Raw genomic sequence first — 20,516 nt, 5'->3', positions numbered from 1 at the left:
GGCCTGGCCTTGACCTGCATCAAAGCCCCCTCTGGAGGTGCTCAGCAGAATGCCGCGACTGTTCGAAAGGCATCCATGCACACTTTGTTCTTCTCCGGCTTTCTCGATCTTCCCTGGTGGGGCGCGGTGCTCGCGGCGCTGGCGCTGACGCACGTCACCATCGCTTCGGTCACCATCTTCCTGCACCGCCACCAGGCGCATCGCGCGCTGGACCTGCATCCGCTGGCCAGCCATTTCTTCCGCTTCTGGCTCTGGCTGACGACCGGCATGGTCACGAAGGAATGGGCCGCGGTGCATCGCAAGCATCACGCCAGATGCGACACGCCCGAAGACCCGCACAGCCCCCAGGTGCTGGGCATCCACAGGGTGCTCTGGGGCGGCGTGTTCCTCTACATCCGCGAGTCCAACAAGGCCGACACCATTGCGCGCTACGGCCACGGCACGCCGGACGACTGGATCGAGCGCAAGCTGTACTCGCGCCACAAGATCCTGGGCATCGTGCTGATGGGCGTGGTCGACATGGCGCTCTTCGGCGTGCTGCCGGGCGGGCTCATCCTGCTTGCGCAGATCGCATGGATTCCGTTCTGGGCCGCGGGCGTGGTGAACGGCATCGGCCACTACTGGGGCTACCGCAACTGGCCCGCGAAGGACGCCAGCACGAACATCTCGCCCATCGGCATCCTGATCGGCGGCGAAGAGCTGCACAACAACCACCACGCCTTTCCCACCTCGGCCAAGCTGTCGAGCAAGTGGTACGAGTTCGACATCGGCTGGCTCTACATCCGCGTGCTGCAGGCCTTCGGCCTGGCCACGGTGAAGCATGTGGCGCCGACGCCCCGGCTCGTCGCGCCCAGGCCCGCGGTCGACCTGCAGACCGTGCAGGCGGTCACGCGTTGCCACTACGACGTGCTCGCGAGCTATGCGCGCTTTCTCAAGCAGGCGTATGCCCAGGAGTTCGGCACGCTGCGGCGACTCTCGCCGGACAAGGCTCGCTTGCTGCGCGCTGTGAAACCCTGGCTCGCGAGGGACGAACGCACGCTCGACGAGTCGCGGCGGCTGCGGCTCGCAACGGCCTTGCGCGGATCGCAGGCGCTGGACACGATGGTTTCGATGCGCCGTGAACTCACCGCCTTGTGGAGCCGCTCCGCTGCCAGCGGCGAGCAGCTCGTCAGGCAACTGCAGGACTGGTGCCAACGCGCCGAAGCCAGCGGTATCGCACCGCTGGCCGAATTCTCGAAGCGCCTGCGCTCCTACGCGTGAAAACGAGCGGCGGCCGGGCAGGGCGGCCGCGTTGTTCCGGCCGGCCTATTCGCTGGCCAGGGCGCCGGCCGGCAGGGTGAATCGCTCCGCATCGGCCCGGGCGTGCGCTTCGGGCGCGCGCACCAGCAGCACCGGGATGCTCGCGGTTCGCAAGATGTGCTCGGCACTGCTGCCCATCACCATGCGCCCGAGGCCGCGGCGTCCATGGGTTCCCAGGACGATCAGGTCCGCCGGCCAGGCAGCCGCTTCGGCCGTGACGCGGTCGGCAACGGCACCCCTGAAGCTGTCGCACAGCACCGCATCGGCCGTGACACCGGCGGCGGCGGCCTTCGACTTGCCTGCCTCGAGGAGTGCCGCGCCTGCGTTGCGCAGGGTCTCGAGCCAGTCGTCCGACCGGCCCGCATACGCATCCATGGCCAGCGCGAAGGAGAGCTCGTCGATGACGTGCATCAGGCGCAGGCGCCCGCCGGTGCTCCTGGCCAGGCGAATCGCCTCGCCAAGGCCGTGGGCGGATGTGGCGCTTCCGTCGACAGGAACAAGAATTCGCTGGTACATGGTGTCCTCGCTTTGCTGGAGTGGTGATCGGGCCAGTATCCGGACCGCCGCGAGCCGCCGCTTGATGCCGATCAAGGGAATGCGTTGCAACAAGGGTGCATCCATCGGACGCGATGCGCGGCATTTGATCTGCAGCAAGCTCGGGCGGCATGGCACCTGAGAACCTTCAGGAACGCACAGGAGACGTTCATGACCCACGCCACCATTCGCATCATTCGCCAGGAGCACGCGGCGCTGGCCGCCATGCTGCGCTCCATCGTCCTGCTGCTGCAGCAGCATCGCCGCAAAGGCAGCCGGCCCGACTTCACGTCGCTTCGGGCCATGCTGTTCTATGTCGACGAATTTCCCGAGAAGCGGCACCACCGCAAGGAAAGCGAGCTGCTGTTTCCCAAGCTGCGCGCCAGGACGCCGATCTCGCGCGATCTGATGGACCGGCTCGACAACGACCATGCGTGGGGCGAGCGGAAGATCCGCAACGTGGAGCACGCGCTGCTGGCGTTCGAGATGCTCGGCGACTCGCGGCGCGCGGCTTTCGAGAGCGCCGTGGAGCAGTACGTCGATTTCTACCTGAACCACATGGCGCTCGAAGAGCGGGAGATCCTGCCGCTGGCCGAACGCGTGCTGACGGCGGACGACTGGCACGATCTCGACGAGGCGTTCGGCCGCAACCGCGATCCGCTCACCGGGTATCCGCCGGAGCGCGAGTACGAGGCGCTCTTCAGCCGCATCGTGGGCACCGTTCCCGCGCCGATCGGGCTGGGACCGGAGGCTTGATCTGGCGCAAGCCGCCGCCCGCCGGCGGCGGCGAACATGCCGGCGTCGAAAGAGAACAACCCAAGGAACACCATGAGAATTCTTCTTGCCGTCGATGGCAGCGAATACACCGCGCGCATGCTCGACTACCTGGCCGCGCACAAGGAATGGTCGCAAGCCGGCCATGCCTTCACGGTCTTCAATGCGGTGCTCCCGGTGCCGCACCGTGCCGCCGCGTTCGCGGGGCCCGACCTCGTGCACAGCTACTACGACGACGAGGCACGCGTGGTGCTGGAGCCGGTGCGCGCCGCGCTCGCTGCGCATGACATCGAGGCGGTTTTTGCGCACAAGGTCGGCCATGCGGCGGACGAGATTGCCGCGTTTGCGCAGAACGGAAAGTTCGATCTCCTGGTGATGGGCTCGCGCGGGCAGGGTGCGCTGAGCAACCTCGTTCTGGGCTCGGTCGCCATGAAGGTGCTCGCACGCTGCGCGGTGCCCGTGCTGCTGGTGCGCTGAAGCACCGCCCGGTTCCGTTCGGGCGCGCCGCGTGGCGGCGCCCGCGGAACCCTTCAGGGCTGCACGAAGCTGACGCGCTGCGCGACCAGCACGCCGTCCACCACCGTGTCGCCCACCACCGTCACGCGGCGGCCGTTGCCCAGGTCGGCGACGGTGCCGTTCTCGAAGACCGTGCCGGGACCGCTGGCGTTCACCCTCTGGCCCTTCACCAGGAAGCTCGCCGGCGACTGGTAGTTGCCGATGGCGCCGATCAGCGTGAAGGCGACCGGCCCGCCGGTTCCCGGAATGTTGCGGATACGGAGCTTCTTGACCACCAGCACGCCGTTGGACATGAAGCCGTCGAGCTCCACCTTGACGCCGTTGCCGATGGCGCTGGACGGACCGCCGTTCACGATCGCATTGGAGGCATCCGCGGGCGTTCCGAGGACCTTGAACCCGTTGAGCCCGGTGAAGTCGGTGATGACGCCCGCGAGCTGGACGGCCGCGGCATCCTGCCGGGGTACCGCGTACCAGCCCTGCACCCGGGTGGCACTGAAGAAGCCCGCAACTGGCGCCGCGCTGCCGCGCACCCGGACGATGGCGCCGTCGGCCAGGCTGGCTGGATCGATGCCGCCGGAGAACGCGGCGCCGTCGTACAGGACCGTGAGCTGCCCGAGCGTGAAGCGCTGCGCGATCCGGTCGAGGTTCTGCACGACACCGGTCGCCAGGGGTTCGGCCGAGGCGGGCTTCAGTTCGACACGGGTGGCGCGCAGGACGCCCGGCCCGGAAGGCAGGCCCCAGACCTGTACGACGCTGCCGGCAGCGACCTGCGCCAGGCCATTGGCGTTGCTCCACACCGTGGCGTTGTCGATGGTGACCAGGGTACCCGTGACCATGAAGCTGCCGCGCGACACGTCGATGGCCGATGCGGCGCCGCGCAGTTCGGCGGCCGATTCGACCTGCTGCGCCGTGGCGGTGGTGAACTCGGCATCGATCTTGCCGGCGATGCGCACGCTCATGCCGATCTGCAGGTCGGGCGTGTCTTCGAGGCTGGTGGCTGCGGTATCGGTGTTGTAGCGCACGCCGTTCAGGATGATGCTGCCCAGCCCGCCGACCGAACCGACGCCGGTGGCGTCGGCGGTGCTCACGCCGGTGCCGCCGGATCCCACCCCCGATCCGTCTCCGCTGCCGTTGCCAGCCGTGCTGGTGCCATCGGTGCCGCCTGCGTTGCCCGAGCCGTCGCCACCACCGGCGGTGCCCGTGCCAGTGCCGGAGCCTGCACCGGTGCCTGTGCCACCGCCGTCGCCACCGCCACCGCCACCACCTGAAGTTGCCGTGCCGGCGTTGGTGCCGGTCCCAGTACCGGTACTGCCCGTCCCCGTCCCCGAAGGCCCGCCGCTTCCCGTCGCCGACAAACTGCCGCCGTAGCTACCCACCCCGGCCGGAGACCCGCCGCCGCTGCCGCCGCCGCCGCACGAGAGCAGCAACGCTATCGCTCCGGCAAAGAGGATGCATCGCATCCATCGGATGTGGCTTTTCATCGTGTACTTTCTTTTTCGCGTTGGGGCGTGGCGGCGGGCGCATTCGGCGCCGCCTCGTCTTCATAGTACGTGTAGATCCCGACGCGGATGCGCCCCTTGGCGCCGGCCGGGGCCCGGTCGACGGCGCGGGTCATCTCGCCCGCGAGTTCCAGGTGCATTGCCGCCCAGCGTTCGCGCACCATCTGATGGATCTTCTCGCAGTCCTGCATGCCGATGCCGCGCGCAAACACCGCCCGCTCCAGCATGCGCGGCTGCTCGCCGAGGGTGTTCGACACCGCGGCCAGCAGGTGGTCCCGGCCGTTGTCGCCGAGGAACGCGAGCATCGACTGCAGGTCGTCGACCGGCACGAAGCCGTCGACCCTGAGTTCGGCGCAGCCGTCCTGTTCGGCCACCATGTTCAGGCGCACCAACTCATCCAGGATGGTGCGGTGGTGCACGTTGCCGCGGCTGCCGAGCTTGGCCACGGTTTCGAAGGAGGGCGCATCGGGCCCCTCGGTGGTGATCGGCAGGCGCTGCAAGGCCTGGTTTTCGGACACCAGCTGCAGCCACAGCGTGAAAGTCTTGGCCGCGGCCGACAACTCGGTATGGGGCAGCGCGTCGGCGGTTTCCCTGACCTTGGCGGTGACGGCCTTGCGGTTCAGCCCCGTGGTGACCGACAGCTGGCTGATGTTGGGCTTGGCGACGCCCTGCTTGCGCCAGGACCGCATGGCTTCTTCCAGCAGCAGGTCACGCAGCAGGGCTTCCAGGTGCGGATGCTTCACCCCCATGGACAGGGCGAGCCTCACCACCGGCCGCAGGATGCGGGCGCAGGCGGCAAGTGCCCAATCCAACTGGTGTTCCATGAAAAGAAGCGTTTCTGGTGCAATGGCAGAGGCGGCGGTCCGGGCTGGAAAGACCGGATAACCGCACACCTTGGTGCACTATTGTCCTCGTCTCCGCGAGGATGGTGCAAAAGACCGCACTTGCCTGATCGGTTGCCTGGGTCAGGCGCAGACGCCGGTGCTGGTCCGCGTGACCGAACTCCGGCCGGTGGCACTGACCTTGACCACCCGCTCCTGGGATCCGACGGGCGTGGCGCGGCAGATCGTGAAGTTGGCGGCGCTGGCGCCCACGCCGGTGGGATCGTAGAGCAGGGCGCTGAGGCTCCCGCTGTCGCGGATCTGGAAGCCGCCGGCGGCGGCCGGCTGTTTCTGGATCACCGTGCCGTCGGCGCTGATGACGATCCAGCCGGTTTCCCACTGGCCGGTGGTGGCGCAGCTGGTGCCGTCGGACGAAACACACAGCCTGACGACGGCGTTGCGCTTGATCGCCTCGGTGCGCGCCAGCTGGCTGCCCGAGACGAGATCGGTCGCGTAGGAGGTCAGCCGGCTCGAGAGCCTGATGTTGTCGAAGGAGGGGACGGCCACCGTGATCAGGACCACCAGCACCACGATGGTGACCATCAGCTCGATGAGCGTGAAACCGCGTGCGCGCGTCCCGGCCATGGCCTTCATCCTGTGTCTTCCTTACTTCTGGATGAACCAGTAGACCCGGCCCTTGGGTTGCTTGAAGGCCGCCTTGACCGCGGCACCCTTCGGGCTCAGGAACGAATCCGGATTGGCGCCGATCACCACGTCCCGGAAGGTGTCGCCCACCATGACGCGGCCGACCACCGGCGAAGGCGCGAGCCCGCCGCCGACCACGTTCTGGAATCGTGCGCCGTTCTGCGCCGTCGCGTCGAGATACGCCACGTTGTAGACGTTGGCGGTTCCCAGGTCGGCACGGCACGACTGGGTCACGCTCGGGCTGCTGGGCGTGTGGGTGTTGAAAGTGGTGTTGCCGTAGGCCGTGACGGACGAGGTCACCACCTGCTCGCCGGGCGCGAGCGCAAGGTACCAGCCCTTCTTGGCCGCAAGATCGGTCGCAGAAGGCGTCGTGGTGCCCGTGATGGCGAAAAGCGAGCTGTTGCACAGCAGCGAGGAGCCACCGCAATTGGTGGCCTCGGCACTGAGCCAGGTGGCGTCGGCGGGCTTGTCCACCATCATGTAGAAGCGGTTGGAAACGCCCAGCGCAGCCGAGTAGGAGCGCAGCGGCTTCTCGCGGTCGCCCGAGCCCAGCAGCACCACGTACAGGCCGTTGTCCTCGACCACGTCGGGGCCGAACATGAACTTGCGGTTGGGCGTGCAGGTGGTCACGGTGTCGCAGCCGAGTGCGGCGATCTTCGTCATGACCCAGCTGCCCGGCACGTCGGTACCGATGGCGATGCGGTAGACGTTGCCGCCCAGGTCCGCCGCATAGGCGATCTTGGCAAGGCCTGCGCTGTCGTTCACGATGGTCACTTCGCCGGCCACGCCGCGGTCGGTATTGAAGGTCTTGAGCACGGCGCCCGTGCTGGCGTCGAGCACGTAGATCCGGTTGCCCTTGGCAGCCGTGCCGCAGGCGCTGGCAGGCACGGTGGTGTCGACGTCCTCGCACTTGTCGTAGCCGCCGCCGAACATCACCATGGGCGTGACGCCCGCGCCATAGCCGCTGGCCTTCACCACCTTGGGGGCCGACCAGGTCTGGCCGATGCCGGTCATGTCGTTGGCGCCGGTGTCGCAGTCGGTGTCGTTGTCCTGGTTCGGGCAACCCCTGCGCCATTTGAAGATGGGGGAGGCGGGGTTCGAGACGTCGAACGCATAGATCATGCGGCCGCCGCGGCGCATGCTGGCGTAGAGCCATGCCGACGTGCCCTGGCGGTAGGCCGCCATCGGGCCGTCCATTCCGTAGGGCTTGGGCGCCATGGTGCCCAGGCTGGCCGGCAGGCCCGGGAAGTTGATGCGGGTGGTGTTGTCGCGCAGCCGCTTGACGCTGCCGTAGAACTCCGGCGGCACGAAGGACCAGAGCTCGCTGCCGGGCGCAGCCGACCCGATGGCCGCGGCCTGGTTGCCGTTCACGGCACGCAGCATGCCGTCGTTGGCGCCATAGAACACCACCACCTGGGGAGCGGCGTCGGTGCCGTAGTTGATGGCCACCGGGCGCGAATGCACCACATCCCCGTGCACCGAGGGCCGCATTGCGGTGGTGGAGGTCGTGTACGCGCCAGTTGTGGTGTCCTTCGTCTCGTCGGCCTTGTTGTTTAGGCCACGGAGCCAGTTGATGAGGTCGGTGCGTTCGGTGGTGGACAGCGCGCCCAGCGCGGTCTGGGTGATGCTCGCATTGCCGTCGGCAAAGCTCGTGAGCGCCGTGCAGGCGCCCGGCGTGCAGGTCTTCACGTTGCGGTCGGCCGTGGCCACCTGCCGGAGCATGTAGGCCTGCGCACCCTTTTCGACCACGTTGCCGTCCGGGCTGTCCGAGGCGGGAAGCTTGATGGTCGCGTCGCTGCTGATGCAATCGCCGGAGGGGTTGAAGCTCCAGTAGTTGTTGACGCCGGTCGGGGTCCAGTAACTTCGCGCGCACGGCGCGACGAAGCCCGTCTGGTTGTTGATGGCGTTGGTGTCGTTCGCGTCCTGCAGGATGAGCTGGTTGTTGGTGTCCACACCCAGCTTGTATTGCTTGAGGTTGCCGTTCCAGCGCGGGAACGCGGACTCGTCGGGGCGGAACATGCCCACGAACACCTGGTTCAGGTAGGTGCCCTGGGTGTTCACGCTCACGGGCAGGCTCACGGAAGAGAACACGCTGTTGACCGACTGGATCTTGCTGAAGATGTCGGCCAGTGCATCGCCCAGGGCCTTGCCCAGGTTGGGGTTCTTGCTGATGTCGTAGTACTCGCCCTTGCTCTGGGTCGCCATGCTGTTGAGCAGCGCGGTCCAGCCCGGACCCTGTCCCCCGGAGGCCATGGCCGCCTCGACAGTGAAGACCTTCACACCCATGCTGGTCTGCAGGTAGCGGGCCCATTCATCGGCCATGTTGTCCTGCGAACCGCTCACGCCCAGCGTGATGGTGGTCGCGTCCCCGCCCGCGGCACGCAGGGCATTGGCGGAGGTTGTGGTGTCGCTGCTGTTGTCCTGTGCGGCACCGTTGCTGATGTAGATGATGTAGGTGCCGGAGCAATTGGCGGTGCTGGGCGGGTTGTAGCTGGTGCCGCCGAATGCATTCAGCGGATTGCCGGGGAGCGCCCAGATCGCGCGGGATGCGATGGATCCCGCGGACTCGTTCTTGCCCTGGCCATAAGTGGAGACATTGCCCGTGTAGTCCGTCTTGAGCTTGTTGTTGCCCGCCAGGGGCGCCTGGCCCGCGAGATAGCGGTACACCTCGGCCATCATCTTGCCGGCCTTGCCGCCGTTGGACTTGTCCGCGCTCACGTCCAGGTTGCGGATCATCGTGCCGTACTTGGCCTTGTTTGCGGCGTCCATCAGGCGCACGCCGGCGCGCAGGTAGGCGCCGTCGACGTTCGAGTTGCCTCCGCCCGTTTCGGTGAACAGCATCACGCCGACGTTGAACTTGCCGGCATCGAGGCTTTCGAATGCGGTCGCCAGCGCTGTCATCTCGGCGGTGAAAAGCGGGGTCCAGTTGGCCGTGTTGTCCACCACGAACAGCACGTTCGGCGCGCTGGTCGAGCTCGGGTTGTTGCCGACGAACAGATCGATGTCTTCCGCCTGCGCGGTGCCCAGCCCGAGCATCAGCATGGCGGCGCCGCAAAGCGACCGGAAGAAGTTCTTTTTCATGATGTCGATCCGTTCATCGTCGTGATCATTGGCAGGAATGGGGCGCGCCTAGGGGCACAACGCGTCGAACTGCGCTTTGTTCAGCAGCGCCCGCACGCCCTGCCGGACCGCGGTGGACGTGCCGGTCTTGGGGTCGGTCACGGTGGTGCTGATGTCCCACACCGAGTTGTATTGGTCCGGCAGCGCCGTGAGGCCGGAGCCCGAGGTGGACGAGCCGCCGCCGATGCCGCCGACGCCGACCGTGCTGCCGCCGGTGTCGGTCGTCTTGGTGGCGCGCACGCAGGTGGGCGGGGCGATGCTCACGTTGTAGTCGATGGTGCCGTCGTTGTCGATGTCGACCTGGCTCGAGGTGGCTTGCGGCATGGCCATCGAGGGCGATCCATCCACGCCCGGCAGCAGCAGCGAGGCCGCGACTTCCTCGATGGCCCGGTTGGCCGCAGCCACGGCCTCGTTCCGGTGCTGCATGTTGCCGACCGACTTGAGGTTGGTGTTGCTGAGCGTGAATCCCGCCGTGACGGCCAGCGTGATCAGCACCAGCATGATCAGCCCGACGATCAGCGCCGCGCCGCCTTGCCGGTGCCTGGAGAGGGTCGATGGCATCTTGTTCAAGGCGTTTCCCTGCGGCCGGTGACGTTGGTCAGCCGCACCGCGGTGGTGAACGCATGCCGCTTGTAGTGGTCGTTGAAGGGCCCGAGCGTTGCGCTTCCCAGGTTGTAGGTGCGGGCGTCGGTAAAGCCGGGAGAAGTTTCCAGGCTGCGCGCGACCACATAGAGCTTGAGCGAGGTCACGTTGATCAACTGGTCCGCAGTGCAGGGCGACGCCGTGCTGCAGTGGACGAAGGCCCCGTCGGGGCTTCCGTCGCCGCGGTTGGTGGGCGTGGACCTGTTCACGGGGTCGGCCCAGGCGATCGCCTGGGCGTAGTTGACCGCAGCGCCGGTCTTGCCCAGCGTGTCCAGCCCGAGTTCGACGCGAAACCCTTCGATGCCCTCGATGAGCGGCACCGGCGGCTGCTGTGCGAGGCCGGTGGCCGACAGGTCGAAACGCGAGCGCGCCAGCGTGGGGATGCCGTCGCCGACGGTCTCGGCATAGTCGCGCACGTAGTAGATGTCGGAAATGAACTTGCGCTTGGGCGCCACCGCGGTGCAGTTCTTGGCCAGGATGGTCGTGAAGCCGGCGGTGGTCAGGTCGAAGTCCGAGGGCTTCTGCGTGCCGCAGAAAGACGACTGGAAGTACAGCTTGCCCAGTCCATCGGCTTCGCAGTTGGGCATGCCCGCCACGCAGGTTTCGGCATGGCGCACCACCAATATGTCGGTGTTGGCCTTCTTGTTGGTCAGCAGTGCGGCGCAGCTGGCGGGCACGGCGTCGTAGGCCTGCACCGGGATGTCCAGCAGGCTGCGCTTGTAGTCGTCGGTCCAGTTCACCAGCGAATAGGCCAGGCACGGATCGGGCGCCACGCCGGTCGGCACCTTGGCGGGTACCGCACTGACCGTGAGGTCGTCGAACTGGGGCATGTAGTTTTCCCAGAAGCCCGCGTGCGCCACCTCGTTCTCCAGCACGAAGACGCTGAGCCGGCCGCCTTCGATCTGGCGGTTGACCTTGACCATCTCGCGCTGCGTGCCGTTCACGTTGAGGAACAGCGCGATCAGCGCCGCCAGGACGATCAGCATGATGGTGACCGACACCATCAGCTCGATGAGCGTCAGCCCGCGCTGCAGGCGCGACGCGTGGGCAGGACGGGCGGGCCGCCGCACGGGCTTTGCCGGAAGGGGCCGGGTCATGACAGCGTCCCGATGCGCACCAGCGTGGTCACCGTCCTGCGGCACCTGTCGCTCGAGCAGGCCGGCGCGGGGGCCGACGGGCTGGCGGCGGTGGCGTCGTACTGGTCCTTGCCGCAGGGCACGCCGTCGGGCGGCGCGGCGGTGGGCACCAGGCCTTGCCAGGCGACGGTGATCAGGTATTCGTTGTTGCCCATGTCCTGCACGCAGCCGCGTCCGCCGATCATGGCGCCAAGGTTGTTGCCGGCCGAGGTTTCGGCTGCGCCCTTCAGGGCGTCGCACCACTCCTTGGTGTCGACCTGCAGGCGCGTGCCGGTGGCGGTCGGGCAGGTGGCCCCCGTGCCCAGCGGCGACGCGGTGACGTAGCTGGCGGCCACGCGGCGGTTGATGGCAATGCGGCTGGCCATGTCGTTGAGCAGGATCAGCGCCTGCGAACGCTGGTAGGACTCCATCTCGGTCGACTGCAGACGGGCCTGCAAGCCCACCAGGCCGAAGAGACCGAAAGCGACGATCAGCAGCGTGACCAGCACTTCGATCAGCGTGGCGCCGCGCTGGGCGCGGGCCTGGGCCCAGGGCATGCTGCGTCTCACCATTTTTCCGCGGGCGTCTTCGCGCCTGTGTGGTCGATCGTCAGGTTGCCGTCCGAGGCCTGGTTTCCCGAGGGAACGAAGGTCAGGAGGAAGGTCGGGAAGCCCGTGGTCGTGACCGTGAGCGTGTAGTCGTAGTTGGCGGCGACATCCGTCGGCAGCGCGTAGCCGCTTGCCGTGAGGGCGGTCTTGTCGGCGTAGGCGCGATTTGCCATCAGGAACTGCTGCTCGCGATTGGCAATGTCCATCATTTGCGCCTGGGCGGCCGAGCGCTTCGCCCGGATGATGTAGCGCGTGTAGCTGGGATAGGCAATGGACGCCAGGATCGCGACGATCGCCACGGTGATCATCACTTCGATCAGCGTGAAGCCTTTTTGCTTGTGCGAGAACAAGTGCTTTTTCATCCAGCAGGGCCCAATGATTTAATGTTTCATATTGTTATAAATGTGAATTTATCACATCCATTGTCAATAGGTGCATGCGGCATCCAACTTTCAGGACGCCGCCAGCCGGGGTGTTGCACCGCGGCAAAAGTCAGGTTCCCGGCAGATTCGACAGGGCCACAGGCGTGCCGTCGCGAGGAGGACTCCGACTGACGGACGCTGGTGCCGTCCTACGCCGATCCTCGGGGTGGGTCCCAGAATGAGTTCATTCTTAACCTTTTCCCACCGAGTGAACAGGAGGCACACAGATGAACAGAGCCCCCGGAAACCCCGGTTCAGGCGACGGGACCCGTCCCACCACCGCTGGCGGCGTGGACAACATCGGTGCCGGCGAGCGCTTCGCCACCGGTTCGTCGGACGCCGGAGAACAGGATTCCGCCCCGGCGCCCGCCGAGCGCATGCCGCGCAAGCGCAAGAACGTGGAAGCAACGCGCCACGACGATTCGGCGGCCTTCGGGCTGACGGAAGACCTCCGGCCGGAAACCAACCAGGAGCCGTCCAAGCCGTGAGGCTTGCCGGCCAAGGAGCCCCCATGACAACGGAAACATCCGATAAAGCCTTTCCCTTTCCCACCTCCAAGAACCACGGCAAGCCCACCGAGGAGCCGGCCAAGCCCATCGAGCAGGCGCCCAGCGAGGAGGCCTTGGACAGCGGCGTCGAGGAGTCCTTTCCCGCAAGCGACCCGGTGTCCGTCACCGTGACGAAGGTCAAGCTTCCCAAGGCACCGCAGGACAAGGCGGAGGAGGCGCGCAACGCCGACGCCAAGCGGTAGCGGGGCGGCGGAAGCGGCGGCGCGCCCTGTCGACGTGCGCTTCTGTTCTCCTACACCGTGCCGCGCCGCAAGCTGACCTGCCGCGGCCTGCAACCACCTAGTTTTGCTGGAGTCGGGCACACGGTCCGGCATGGCCTCTTTCTTCCGGCATTGCCGGCTTTCCTCAGGAGACACGACCATGAACAGCACTTCCAGACTCATTGCCGCACTCGCACTCGGCGCCGCCGGTGCCGCGTTCGCCCAAGGCAACCCGCCGACCACGACGCCCCCCAATCCAGCCACGGCGGCAGGCCAGCAGAATCCCGCAGGCGGTCCGATGGGCACCACCGGCGTGACGCCTGAAAGCGGTGGCACGACGCGCAGCACCGCGCCCACGGCGCAAGGCTCGACCGACACCAGCAGCAGTTCGAGCACCACCATGGCGGCCTCGGGTGACACGCCCGCCATGCGGCGCGCCCGGGCCGACCGCAACTGAGCACGGTGAACGGAACCGCTCAGGAACACGGCGCAGCCATGAATGCCGTGCAGCCCGGAACGGGCGCAGCGGGCCGGCCCCTGGCGGTGCTCGCTGCGGCCCTCCTGCTCGCCTTCGCGCGGCTCCCGCTGGCGGAGGCCGCCGAAGACGCGCAGTGGCTCGCAAGGGCGGCCGTCGCCGCGGCGGACAACCGGGGCGCGCCCTTTGCCGTGGTCGACAAGCGCAACGCGCGCGTCTTCGTCTTCGATGCCGGCGGCAGGCTCCAGGGCTCGTCGCCCGTGCTGCTGGGCCTCGCGCATGGGGACGACTCGGTGCCGGGCATCGGCGAACGCGCGATGGCCGAGATCAGGCCTGAAGAGCGCACCACCCCCGCGGGCCGGTTCGACACGGAGCCCGGCTTCAACACCAAGGGCGAGGACATCGTCTGGATCGACTATGACGCGGCCGTGTCGATGCACCGCGTGCGCGCCACCGTGAAGTCGGAGCGCCGGCTGGAGCGGCTGGCCTCGCCGACCGTGGCCGACAACCGCATTTCGTACGGCTGCATCAACGTGCCGGCGGCTTTCTACGACGCGTACATCCGGCCTGTGCTGGGGAGCCGCCGCGGTGTGGTCTATGTGCTACCCGAGACCACGGCGGCACACAAGCGCTTCGAATTCCTGAACCGGGCTGGGTAGGAGGCTCGCGGCCGCCGCCTCGGGCAAGCTTCTTGCACGCCGTGCGGTGGCGCGGGCAACCCCCATGGCACGATGCGGCGCCGGACGGTAGATTGCGGCCTTCGCGCTTTTTTCCGGCTTTCAGGAGTGTTCGTGGACGCATGGTCGAGCCAGCAGCTTTCCCCCTTGTATGGACGAGAAGTCTTTCGTTCGCGCCAGGCCGACGAGACGCATGCGCTGGTTGCCCATGAGCTGAAGCCGCACCGCAGCGTCTGGGGCCGCGGCAGCGTCGATGCAGTGTTCTGCCGCGCGGAGTTGAGCGCACTGTCGCTGTGCATCCTGCGCTATGGCTGCGACGTCGACATCGAGCCCGACGCGCTTGGAAATTTCGTGCTGGTCCAGATGCCGCTGCGTGGGCATGCCGAAATTCGCACCGGCGGCCGCACGCTGCAGATTCATCCCGGGCAGGGTGCCGTGGTGTCCGCGCACAAGCCGGTGCGGCTGCGTTGGCATGCCGACTGCGAACAGCTGATGCTGAAGATCGAACTCAGCCGCCTGCAGGACGTGGCGCGCCGCGTGTTCGCGGCGCGGCGGCCGGAAGAGGTCGGCGAGATCGATTTCGAAATGCCGCTGCGGCTCGACGATGCCGCCGGCACGCAGTGGTGCCGCATGGTGGCCGGGCTCGCGTCGCTGCTGCCTACGGCCGGCCACGAGCCCTACGACCCGCGCTGGCTCGCGCACTACGAAGACAACCTGATGCTCTACCTGCTGTGCCACCGGCCCAATTCGGTGCGGCGGCGGCACGATGCGGCCCGGATCGGCTCGGAGGCCGCCAGCCTGCAGCAGCTGCGGAGGGCCGAGGAGTTCATGCGCAGCCGGCTGGATGCTGCCTTGTCGCTCGAAGACGTCGCTGAAGCCGCGGGGGTGAACCGGCGCACGCTCGGCCTGCTGTTCCGCCGGCACCGCGATCTTTCCCCGATGGAAGTGCTGCGCAACATGCGGCTCGACGCTGCGCATGCGCAGCTGCAGCGCCATGACGGTGCCAGCGTCACCGAAGTCGCGTTCGCCTGCGGCTTCTCGCACCTGAGCCGCTTCGCGGCCTGCTACCGCGAGCGCTTCGGCCAGCTGCCGCGCCAGACCTCGCGCACGCCGTCCACGCACTAGGACTTCATCGGGCACTTGGCGGACGAGCTGTCCTGGTAGTTCTGCAGCACCGTGCCGATCAGCTTGTTGGTGATGCGGCCGCTGGCGTCCTTGCCGATCACGCGCAGGTAGTAGTTCTGGATCGGGAAATTGTTCGCGCCATAGCTGAAGTCGCCCCGCACCGACTTGTACCGCGCGGCCTTGATCGCCTTCAGCAGCGCGGGCCGGTCCGCCACCTTGCCGCCCACGTCGCGCACGGCCGCATCCATCGCCATCAGCACGTCGTAGGCCTGGCCCGCATAGAACGAGGGGTTGCGGCCATTGTTCTGCTGGCGGAAGTCTGCCACGAAGCGCTTGTTGGCCGGGTTGTCGAGGTCGTATGACCAATGCGCGGTGTTGAAGAGCCCGAGCATCGGCTCGCCGACCGCCGGGATCATGTCCTCGTCGGCCGAGAAGGCGGTCGAGATCAGCGCCACGTCCTTCGACAGTCCCGCACCGACGAACTGCTTGATGAAGCTCACGCCCATGGCGCCCGGCAGGAAGAAGTACAGCGCGTCGGGTTTTGCCGCGCGGATCTGCGCGAGTTCGGCCGAATAGTCGAGCTGGCCCAGCTTGGTGTAGAGCTCGTCACCCACCGTGCCCTTGAAGTTGCGCTTGAATCCGTTGATCGCGTCCTTGCCGCCGGGGTAGCTGGGCGCGATCAGCGCGACCTTCTTGAAGCCCTTGTCGGACGCGAACTTGCCCGCCGCCTCGTGGTACGCGTCGTTGGGGTAGGAGGCGCCGAAGAAATAGGCATTGCACTTGGCACCCGAGTAGTCGCTCGGGCCGGTGTTGCTCGAGAGGTAGGGCACCTTGGCCGCGAAGAGCGGCGCGCCCACCGCAAGCGCCACCGACGAGCCCACGGGCCCGGTGAACAGGTCGATCTTGTCGCGCAGCAGCATGCGTTCGACCACCTGCCGCGCGAGGTCGGGATTGCCGCCGGTATCGGCTTCGACGAACTCGACCGGCACGCCGCCGAGCTTGCCGCCGAGCTGCTTCATCGCCACGGCAAAGCCGGCCTTGGCCTCGGCGCCGCCGACCGCAAAGGGCCCCGAGAGGTCCATCGCAAGGCCGACCTTCACGGCCTGCGCCTGGGCCTGCGAGGTGAATGCGGCGGTGATGGCGAACGCCAGCATCGCGATGCCGGTGGTGGTTCTTGCCTGCGACATGAAGGATCTCCTGGTGAGGTGAAGCGGGGGTGCGGGTCGACACGAAGGTATGCGCGGCGCCGAGTCTGCGTGGCGCGCGGCCAGCGGGCTATCCGTTTTGCGCAGCGCACCGGCCTGCACGAAATGGACAGACAACGCGCCGGGCGCTCCACAGAATCCGGCCGCAGAACTCCACCACTTCGAAGGACGCACCCCATGAGCCCCTACATCGACATTCCGGCCGCCGACGGCCAGGCCTTCCGCGGCTACCTCGCCTTGCCGCCCTCGGGGCGGGGCCCCGGCATCGTGCTGTGCCAGGAGATCTTCGGCATCAACGACTACGTGCGCGAGGTGGCCGATCTCTATGCCGCTGAAGGCTACGTGGTGCTCGCGCCCGACCTGTTCTGGCGCATGGAGCCGAACGTCGAACTCGGCTACTCGCCGGAAGACTGGCAACGCGCGTTCGGCTTCTTCCAGAAGTTCGACCTGGCCGCCGGTGTCGCCGACGTCACGGCCAGCGTGCAGGCGCTGCGTGCGCATCCGGCCTGCACCGGCAAGGTGGGCGCGCTGGGCTTCTGCCTGGGCGGCAAGCTGGCCTATCTGGCGGCGGCGCACTCCGGCGTGGATGCGGCGGTGGGCTACTACGGTGTCGGCATCGAGGCCGACCTGGACCTGGTGCCGAAGATCGGGTGCCCGATCGCGCTGCACTTCGCGGAGCTCGACAAGTTCTGCCCGGCGGAGGCGCGCGCGCAGGTGCTGGCTGCATTTGCCGGCAAGCCCGGTGCACAGATGTACGTCTACCCCGGCGTGGACCACGCCTTCGCACGCACCGGCGGCGACCACTTCGACAAGCCTTCCACGCTGATGGCGCACCAGCGCTCGATGGCGCTGTTCAAGGAAGCCATCGGCCCGGTCTACGACCTGTCCGCGCTCTGGGACAAGCACTGCGAATACGAGTTCGCGACGCGCGACGTGGCCGCCACCATGGGCACGATGGTGGCCGAGCCCTACGTCAACCACATCCCGACCATGACCGGCGGGGTAGGGGCCCGTGAGCTGTCGCGCTTCTACAAGCATCATTTCATCCCGACCACGCCGCCGGACACGCGGCTCACGCCCATCTCGCGCACGGTGGGCGCCACGCAGATCGTGGACGAGATGCTGTTCAGCTTCACCCACACGGTGGAGATCGACTGGCTGCTCCCGGGCATCGCGCCCACCGGCAAGGCGGTGGAGATCCCGCTGGTCGCCATCGTGAAGTTCCGGGGCGACAAGCTCTATCACGAGCACATCTACTGGGACCAGGCCAGCGTGCTGGTGCAGATCGGCCTGCTCGATCCCAAGGGCCTGCCCGTGGCCGGCGTGGAGACGGCGCGCAAGCTGGTGGACGAGAACCTGCCGTCGAACACGCTGATGCCGCGCTGGCCGAAATCCGCCGCGCTGACCATGGCCGATCCCGCATTGCCGCTGGGATGAGCGGCCGCGACGCCATGCTCGAACTGGTGGTGGAAGCCGTCCGGCCGCTCACGCCGGCCATCAAGGCCTTCGTGCTGCGCCATGCGCAGGGCGGCGCCTTGCCGCCGTACACGCCCGGTGCCCACCTGGGCGTCCAGGTCGTCCAGCCCGGTGGCCGCACGGGGCAGCGCGCCTATTCGCTGGTGGCGCCCTGCGCGGGAAGCGACCGCTACGAGATCGCCGTGCTGCACCAGCCGCAAGGCGCCGGCGGCTCGGCCTGGATGCATCGACTGCTGCCCGGTGCAGTGCTGGCTGCACAGCCGCCGCGCAACGACTTTGCGCTGCACGCTCATGAATCTGCACCGCTGCTGGTTGCGGGTGGCATCGGCATCACGCCGCTGCTGTGCATGGCCCGCGCACTCAGGGCCGAGGGGCGGGCGTTCGATTTCTTCTACGCCACGCGCAGCGCCGGAGATACGGCCTACCTGGACGAGGCGCGCGCATTGGGCGCCACCATCGTCCACGACGGCGGCGACCCGTCCCGCGGACTCGACCTGCGCGCCGTGCTGGCCGGCCCGCAGCGGGGCCGCCACCTTCATGTGTGCGGACCGAAGGGCATGGTGCAGGCCGCGGTGAACACCGCCCAGGCGCTCGGCTGGCCCGCCGGCCACGTGCATTGCGAGCTCTTTGCCGGCGCGCTGGAACAGCCGGGCGACCAGCCCTTCGAGGTGCGCACCCTGCGCTCGAAGAAGACGCTGGCCGTGTCCGCCCACCAGAGCCTGCTCGACGTGCTGATCGGCGCCGGGCTGGACCCGCTGTACGACTGCCGCCAGGGCGACTGCGGCGTGTGCGCCGTGGACGTGGTCGAGGGCATTCCGGACCACCGCGACCACAACCTGGGCGCGCGCGAAAAGGCCGAAGGCCGAACCATCTGCACCTGCGTGTCCCGCGCGCGGACCCCGTACCTGGTGCTGGACATCTGACGAACGTTTTTCAGGAGACCCCCAATGACCATCGACCTGCAGGCGCTCGTGCAGCCTGACCGCGTGCACAAGCGCGTCTACACCGACCCGGCCATCTTCGAGCTGGAGATGGACCGCGTCTTCGGCCAGGCCTGGCTGTACGTCGGCCACGAAAGCCAGGTGCCCAACACCGGCGACTATTTCACGACCCGGCTCGGCCGCGAACCCGTGGTGATGGTGCGGCACACCGACGGCGAAGTGCACGTGATGTACAACCGCTGCCCCCACAAGGGCGCGAAGATCGTTCCCGACGGCAGCGGCAGCGCCGGCAAGTTCCTGCGCTGCCTCTATCACGGCTGGACCTTCAAGTGCGACGGCAGCCTGCTGTCGGTGCCGCTGCGCAGCGGCTACGAAGACACGCGGCTCGACCTGAAGGACCCGCAGTATTCGGTGCGCAAGGTGGCGCGCGTGGCCAGCCACCGCGGCTTCGTGTTCGCGAGCCTTTCGGCCGACGGGCCGGAACTGGGCGAATTTCTCGGCGGCGTGGCCACCTCGCTCGACAACTTCTGCGACCGCGCGCCCGACGGCGAGGTTGAAGTGGCCGGCGGCGTGCAGCGCGTGATCCAGCGCAACAACTGGAAGATCTTCTTCGAGAACCTGCACGACACCATCCACGCCGTGGCCACGCACGAGTCGTCGTGGCGCGCGGCGAAGGAAGAATTCGAGTCGATGCCCGCGGGCACGCCCAAGCCCTTCGAAGTGGTGATCGTCGACGGCAACGGCGAGCCGCTGGATTTCTGGGAGAAGCTCGAGCTCAAGGGCTACGACCGTGGCCACGGCTTCATGGAAGGCATCTTCGTGCCGCCCACCGATCCGGTGAGCCGCGCCTACGTGGCGGCGCTGGAGGCCAGCCAGGGCGCTGCGCGTGCGGACGAAATCTTGCGCGTGAACCGGCACAACACCATCGTGTATCCCAGCTGCTCGCCGCACACCTCGTTCCAGCAGATCCGGGTGATCAGGCCGCTGTCGGTCGACCGCACGCTGGTGGAGATCTTCAGCTTCCGCCTGAAGGGTGCGCCCGAGGCCACGTTCCAGCGCACGCTCAAGTACACCAACATCGTCAATTCGCCGTCGTCCAACGTGATGCCCGACGACCTCGAAGCCTACAACCGCGTGCAGGAAGGCCTGACCTCCGACGGCGGCGATTGGGTCAGCATGCACCGCGCGGCCGGGCGCGACCAGGCCTTGCCGGGCGGGCGCGCTTCCAACGGCAACAGCGAGATGCCCGCGCGCAACATGTTCGCCGCCTGGGCTTCGTACATGGGCGTGCGCGCCGGAGACGCCGAATGAACTTCAGCAACTGGCAAGAGCAGCAGGAGATCAGCGGATTCCTCTTTCACGAGGCGCGCCTGCTCGACGAACACCGCTGGGACGAATGGCAGCGGCTCTTCACGCCCGACGGCCTGTACTGGGTCCCGCTGGTCCACGGCCAGGCCGATCACCTGAACCATGCCTCGCTGTTCTGCGAGGACGCCTTGCTGCGATCGATGCGTGCGCGGCGGCTCGACCAGGCGCGCGCCTATTCGCAGCAACCCGCCACCCGCACCGTGCACGTGCTGGGCAACGTCGCGCTCGAATCGCGCAGCGACACGGGCTGCATGGTGCGCTCGGCGTTCATGCTGCTCGAATGGCGCAAGACCGAGCAGCGGGCCTTCGGCGGCAGCGTGCTGCACACGCTCGAACGCGAGGGCGGAGAATGGCGCATCCGGATGAAGCGCATCGATCTCGTCAACTGCGATGCGCCGCACGAAGCCCTGCAGGTGTTCATGTGA

General features: G+C 67.5%; 22 protein-coding genes. 12 read left to right on the top strand and 10 right to left on the bottom strand.

Annotated elements, in window-relative coordinates; translation table 11 throughout:
• Positions 1-75: 75 nt before the first annotated feature.
• Positions 76-1,260, top strand: a complete 1,185-nt coding sequence (locus tag ABID97_RS16160) for a DesA family fatty acid desaturase (RefSeq protein ID WP_354399453.1) — start codon at positions 76-78, stop codon at positions 1,258-1,260.
• A 45-nt stretch (positions 1,261-1,305) separates the two neighbouring features.
• Here ABID97_RS16160 and ABID97_RS16155 read toward each other — a convergent pair whose 3' ends face one another.
• The gene (locus tag ABID97_RS16155; protein WP_354399452.1) at positions 1,306-1,815 is read right to left on the bottom strand and encodes a universal stress protein; all 510 of its coding nucleotides are present in this window, start codon (positions 1,813-1,815) and stop codon (positions 1,306-1,308) included.
• Positions 1,816-2,004: 189 nt separating this feature from the next.
• Between ABID97_RS16155 and ABID97_RS16150 the strand changes: the two genes are divergently transcribed.
• Together ABID97_RS16150 and ABID97_RS16145 are read left to right on the top strand one after the other, a co-directional pair.
• The gene (locus ABID97_RS16150) at positions 2,005-2,589 is read left to right on the top strand and encodes a hemerythrin domain-containing protein (RefSeq protein WP_354399451.1); all 585 of its coding nucleotides are present in this window, start codon (positions 2,005-2,007) and stop codon (positions 2,587-2,589) included.
• Between the two features lie 72 nt (positions 2,590-2,661).
• Entirely contained in the window at positions 2,662-3,084 is a 423-nt protein-coding gene (locus ABID97_RS16145) for a universal stress protein (protein ID WP_354399450.1), read from the top strand.
• Positions 3,085-3,137: 53 nt separating this feature from the next.
• Here the strand turns inward: ABID97_RS16145 and ABID97_RS16140 are convergent, their stop codons facing one another.
• The 8 genes from ABID97_RS16140 to ABID97_RS16105 form a co-directional block, all read right to left on the bottom strand.
• Positions 3,138-4,604, bottom strand: a complete 1,467-nt coding sequence (locus ABID97_RS16140; protein ID WP_354399449.1) for a DUF5666 domain-containing protein — start codon at positions 4,602-4,604, stop codon at positions 3,138-3,140.
• Positions 4,601-5,446: a DUF6502 family protein gene (locus ABID97_RS16135; protein ID WP_354399448.1), complete on the bottom strand. Its 846-nt coding sequence runs from the start codon at positions 5,444-5,446 to the stop codon at positions 4,601-4,603. The genes ABID97_RS16140 and ABID97_RS16135 overlap by 4 nt, the downstream gene beginning before the upstream one ends.
• A gap of 141 nt (positions 5,447-5,587) precedes the next feature.
• Positions 5,588-6,097, bottom strand: coding sequence for a GspH/FimT family pseudopilin (locus ABID97_RS16130; RefSeq protein WP_354399447.1), 510 nt, complete (start codon positions 6,095-6,097; stop codon positions 5,588-5,590).
• A gap of 12 nt (positions 6,098-6,109) precedes the next feature.
• The gene (locus ABID97_RS16125) at positions 6,110-9,229 is read right to left on the bottom strand and encodes a pilus assembly protein (protein ID WP_354399446.1); all 3,120 of its coding nucleotides are present in this window, start codon (positions 9,227-9,229) and stop codon (positions 6,110-6,112) included.
• 48 nt (positions 9,230-9,277) lie between these two features.
• Positions 9,278-9,829 (bottom strand): pilus assembly PilX family protein, encoded by a 552-nt coding sequence (locus tag ABID97_RS16120; protein ID WP_354401788.1) that lies wholly within the window; start codon positions 9,827-9,829, stop codon positions 9,278-9,280.
• Between the two features lie 5 nt (positions 9,830-9,834).
• On the bottom strand, positions 9,835-11,007 hold the full coding sequence (locus ABID97_RS16115) for a PilW family protein (RefSeq protein WP_354399445.1): 1,173 nt from the start codon (positions 11,005-11,007) through the stop codon (positions 9,835-9,837).
• Positions 11,004-11,597, bottom strand: coding sequence for a prepilin-type N-terminal cleavage/methylation domain-containing protein (locus ABID97_RS16110; protein WP_503012777.1), 594 nt, complete (start codon positions 11,595-11,597; stop codon positions 11,004-11,006). Before ABID97_RS16110 ends, ABID97_RS16115 begins: the two co-directional genes overlap by 4 nt.
• Positions 11,591-11,995: a type IV pilin protein gene (locus tag ABID97_RS16105; protein ID WP_354399443.1), complete on the bottom strand. Its 405-nt coding sequence runs from the start codon at positions 11,993-11,995 to the stop codon at positions 11,591-11,593. The genes ABID97_RS16110 and ABID97_RS16105 overlap by 7 nt, the downstream gene beginning before the upstream one ends.
• A 287-nt stretch (positions 11,996-12,282) precedes the next feature.
• Here ABID97_RS16105 and ABID97_RS16100 point away from each other — a divergent pair, with 287 nt between their 5' ends.
• The 5 genes from ABID97_RS16100 to ABID97_RS16080 all read left to right on the top strand — a co-directional run bounded on the left by ABID97_RS16100 (position 12,283) and on the right by ABID97_RS16080 (position 15,101).
• Complete coding sequence (locus ABID97_RS16100; protein WP_354399442.1) at positions 12,283-12,543, top strand: hypothetical protein; 261 nt, start codon at positions 12,283-12,285, stop codon at positions 12,541-12,543.
• Between the two features lie 23 nt (positions 12,544-12,566).
• Positions 12,567-12,806 (top strand): hypothetical protein, encoded by a 240-nt coding sequence (locus ABID97_RS16095; RefSeq protein ID WP_354399441.1) that lies wholly within the window; start codon positions 12,567-12,569, stop codon positions 12,804-12,806.
• A gap of 178 nt (positions 12,807-12,984) precedes the next feature.
• Entirely contained in the window at positions 12,985-13,281 is a 297-nt protein-coding gene (locus ABID97_RS16090; protein ID WP_354399440.1) for a proteophosphoglycan ppg4, read from the top strand.
• A gap of 38 nt (positions 13,282-13,319) precedes the next feature.
• Positions 13,320-13,958 (top strand): L,D-transpeptidase, encoded by a 639-nt coding sequence (locus ABID97_RS16085; RefSeq protein ID WP_354401786.1) that lies wholly within the window; start codon positions 13,320-13,322, stop codon positions 13,956-13,958.
• Positions 13,959-14,090: 132 nt separating this feature from the next.
• Positions 14,091-15,101, top strand: coding sequence for an AraC family transcriptional regulator (locus ABID97_RS16080; RefSeq protein WP_354399439.1), 1,011 nt, complete (start codon positions 14,091-14,093; stop codon positions 15,099-15,101).
• Here the strand turns inward: ABID97_RS16080 and ABID97_RS16075 are convergent.
• On the bottom strand, positions 15,098-16,288 hold the full coding sequence (locus ABID97_RS16075; RefSeq protein ID WP_503012776.1) for an ABC transporter substrate-binding protein: 1,191 nt from the start codon (positions 16,286-16,288) through the stop codon (positions 15,098-15,100). The genes ABID97_RS16080 and ABID97_RS16075 overlap by 4 nt on opposite strands.
• Before the next feature lie 195 nt (positions 16,289-16,483).
• Between ABID97_RS16075 and ABID97_RS16070 the strand changes: the two genes are divergently transcribed.
• The 4 genes from ABID97_RS16070 to ABID97_RS16055 are packed head-to-tail and all read left to right on the top strand — an operon-like array spanning position 16,484 to position 20,516.
• A complete protein-coding gene (locus ABID97_RS16070) occupies positions 16,484-17,743 on the top strand; it encodes a dienelactone hydrolase family protein (protein ID WP_354399438.1) in 1,260 nt (419 codons plus the stop codon).
• Positions 17,740-18,705, top strand: coding sequence for a PDR/VanB family oxidoreductase (locus ABID97_RS16065; RefSeq protein ID WP_354399437.1), 966 nt, complete (start codon positions 17,740-17,742; stop codon positions 18,703-18,705). The genes ABID97_RS16070 and ABID97_RS16065 overlap by 4 nt, the downstream gene beginning before the upstream one ends.
• Before the next feature lie 24 nt (positions 18,706-18,729).
• A complete protein-coding gene (locus ABID97_RS16060; protein ID WP_354399436.1) occupies positions 18,730-20,034 on the top strand; it encodes an aromatic ring-hydroxylating dioxygenase subunit alpha in 1,305 nt (434 codons plus the stop codon).
• Positions 20,031-20,516: an aromatic-ring-hydroxylating dioxygenase subunit beta gene (locus ABID97_RS16055; protein WP_354399435.1), complete on the top strand. Its 486-nt coding sequence runs from the start codon at positions 20,031-20,033 to the stop codon at positions 20,514-20,516. Before ABID97_RS16060 ends, ABID97_RS16055 begins: the two co-directional genes overlap by 4 nt.

Origin of the sequence: Variovorax sp. OAS795 (genome assembly GCF_040546685.1) — a bacterium.
Classification (GTDB): domain Bacteria; phylum Pseudomonadota; class Gammaproteobacteria; order Burkholderiales; family Burkholderiaceae_C; genus Variovorax.
This window is presented reverse-complemented; position numbering and strand designations above follow the sequence as displayed.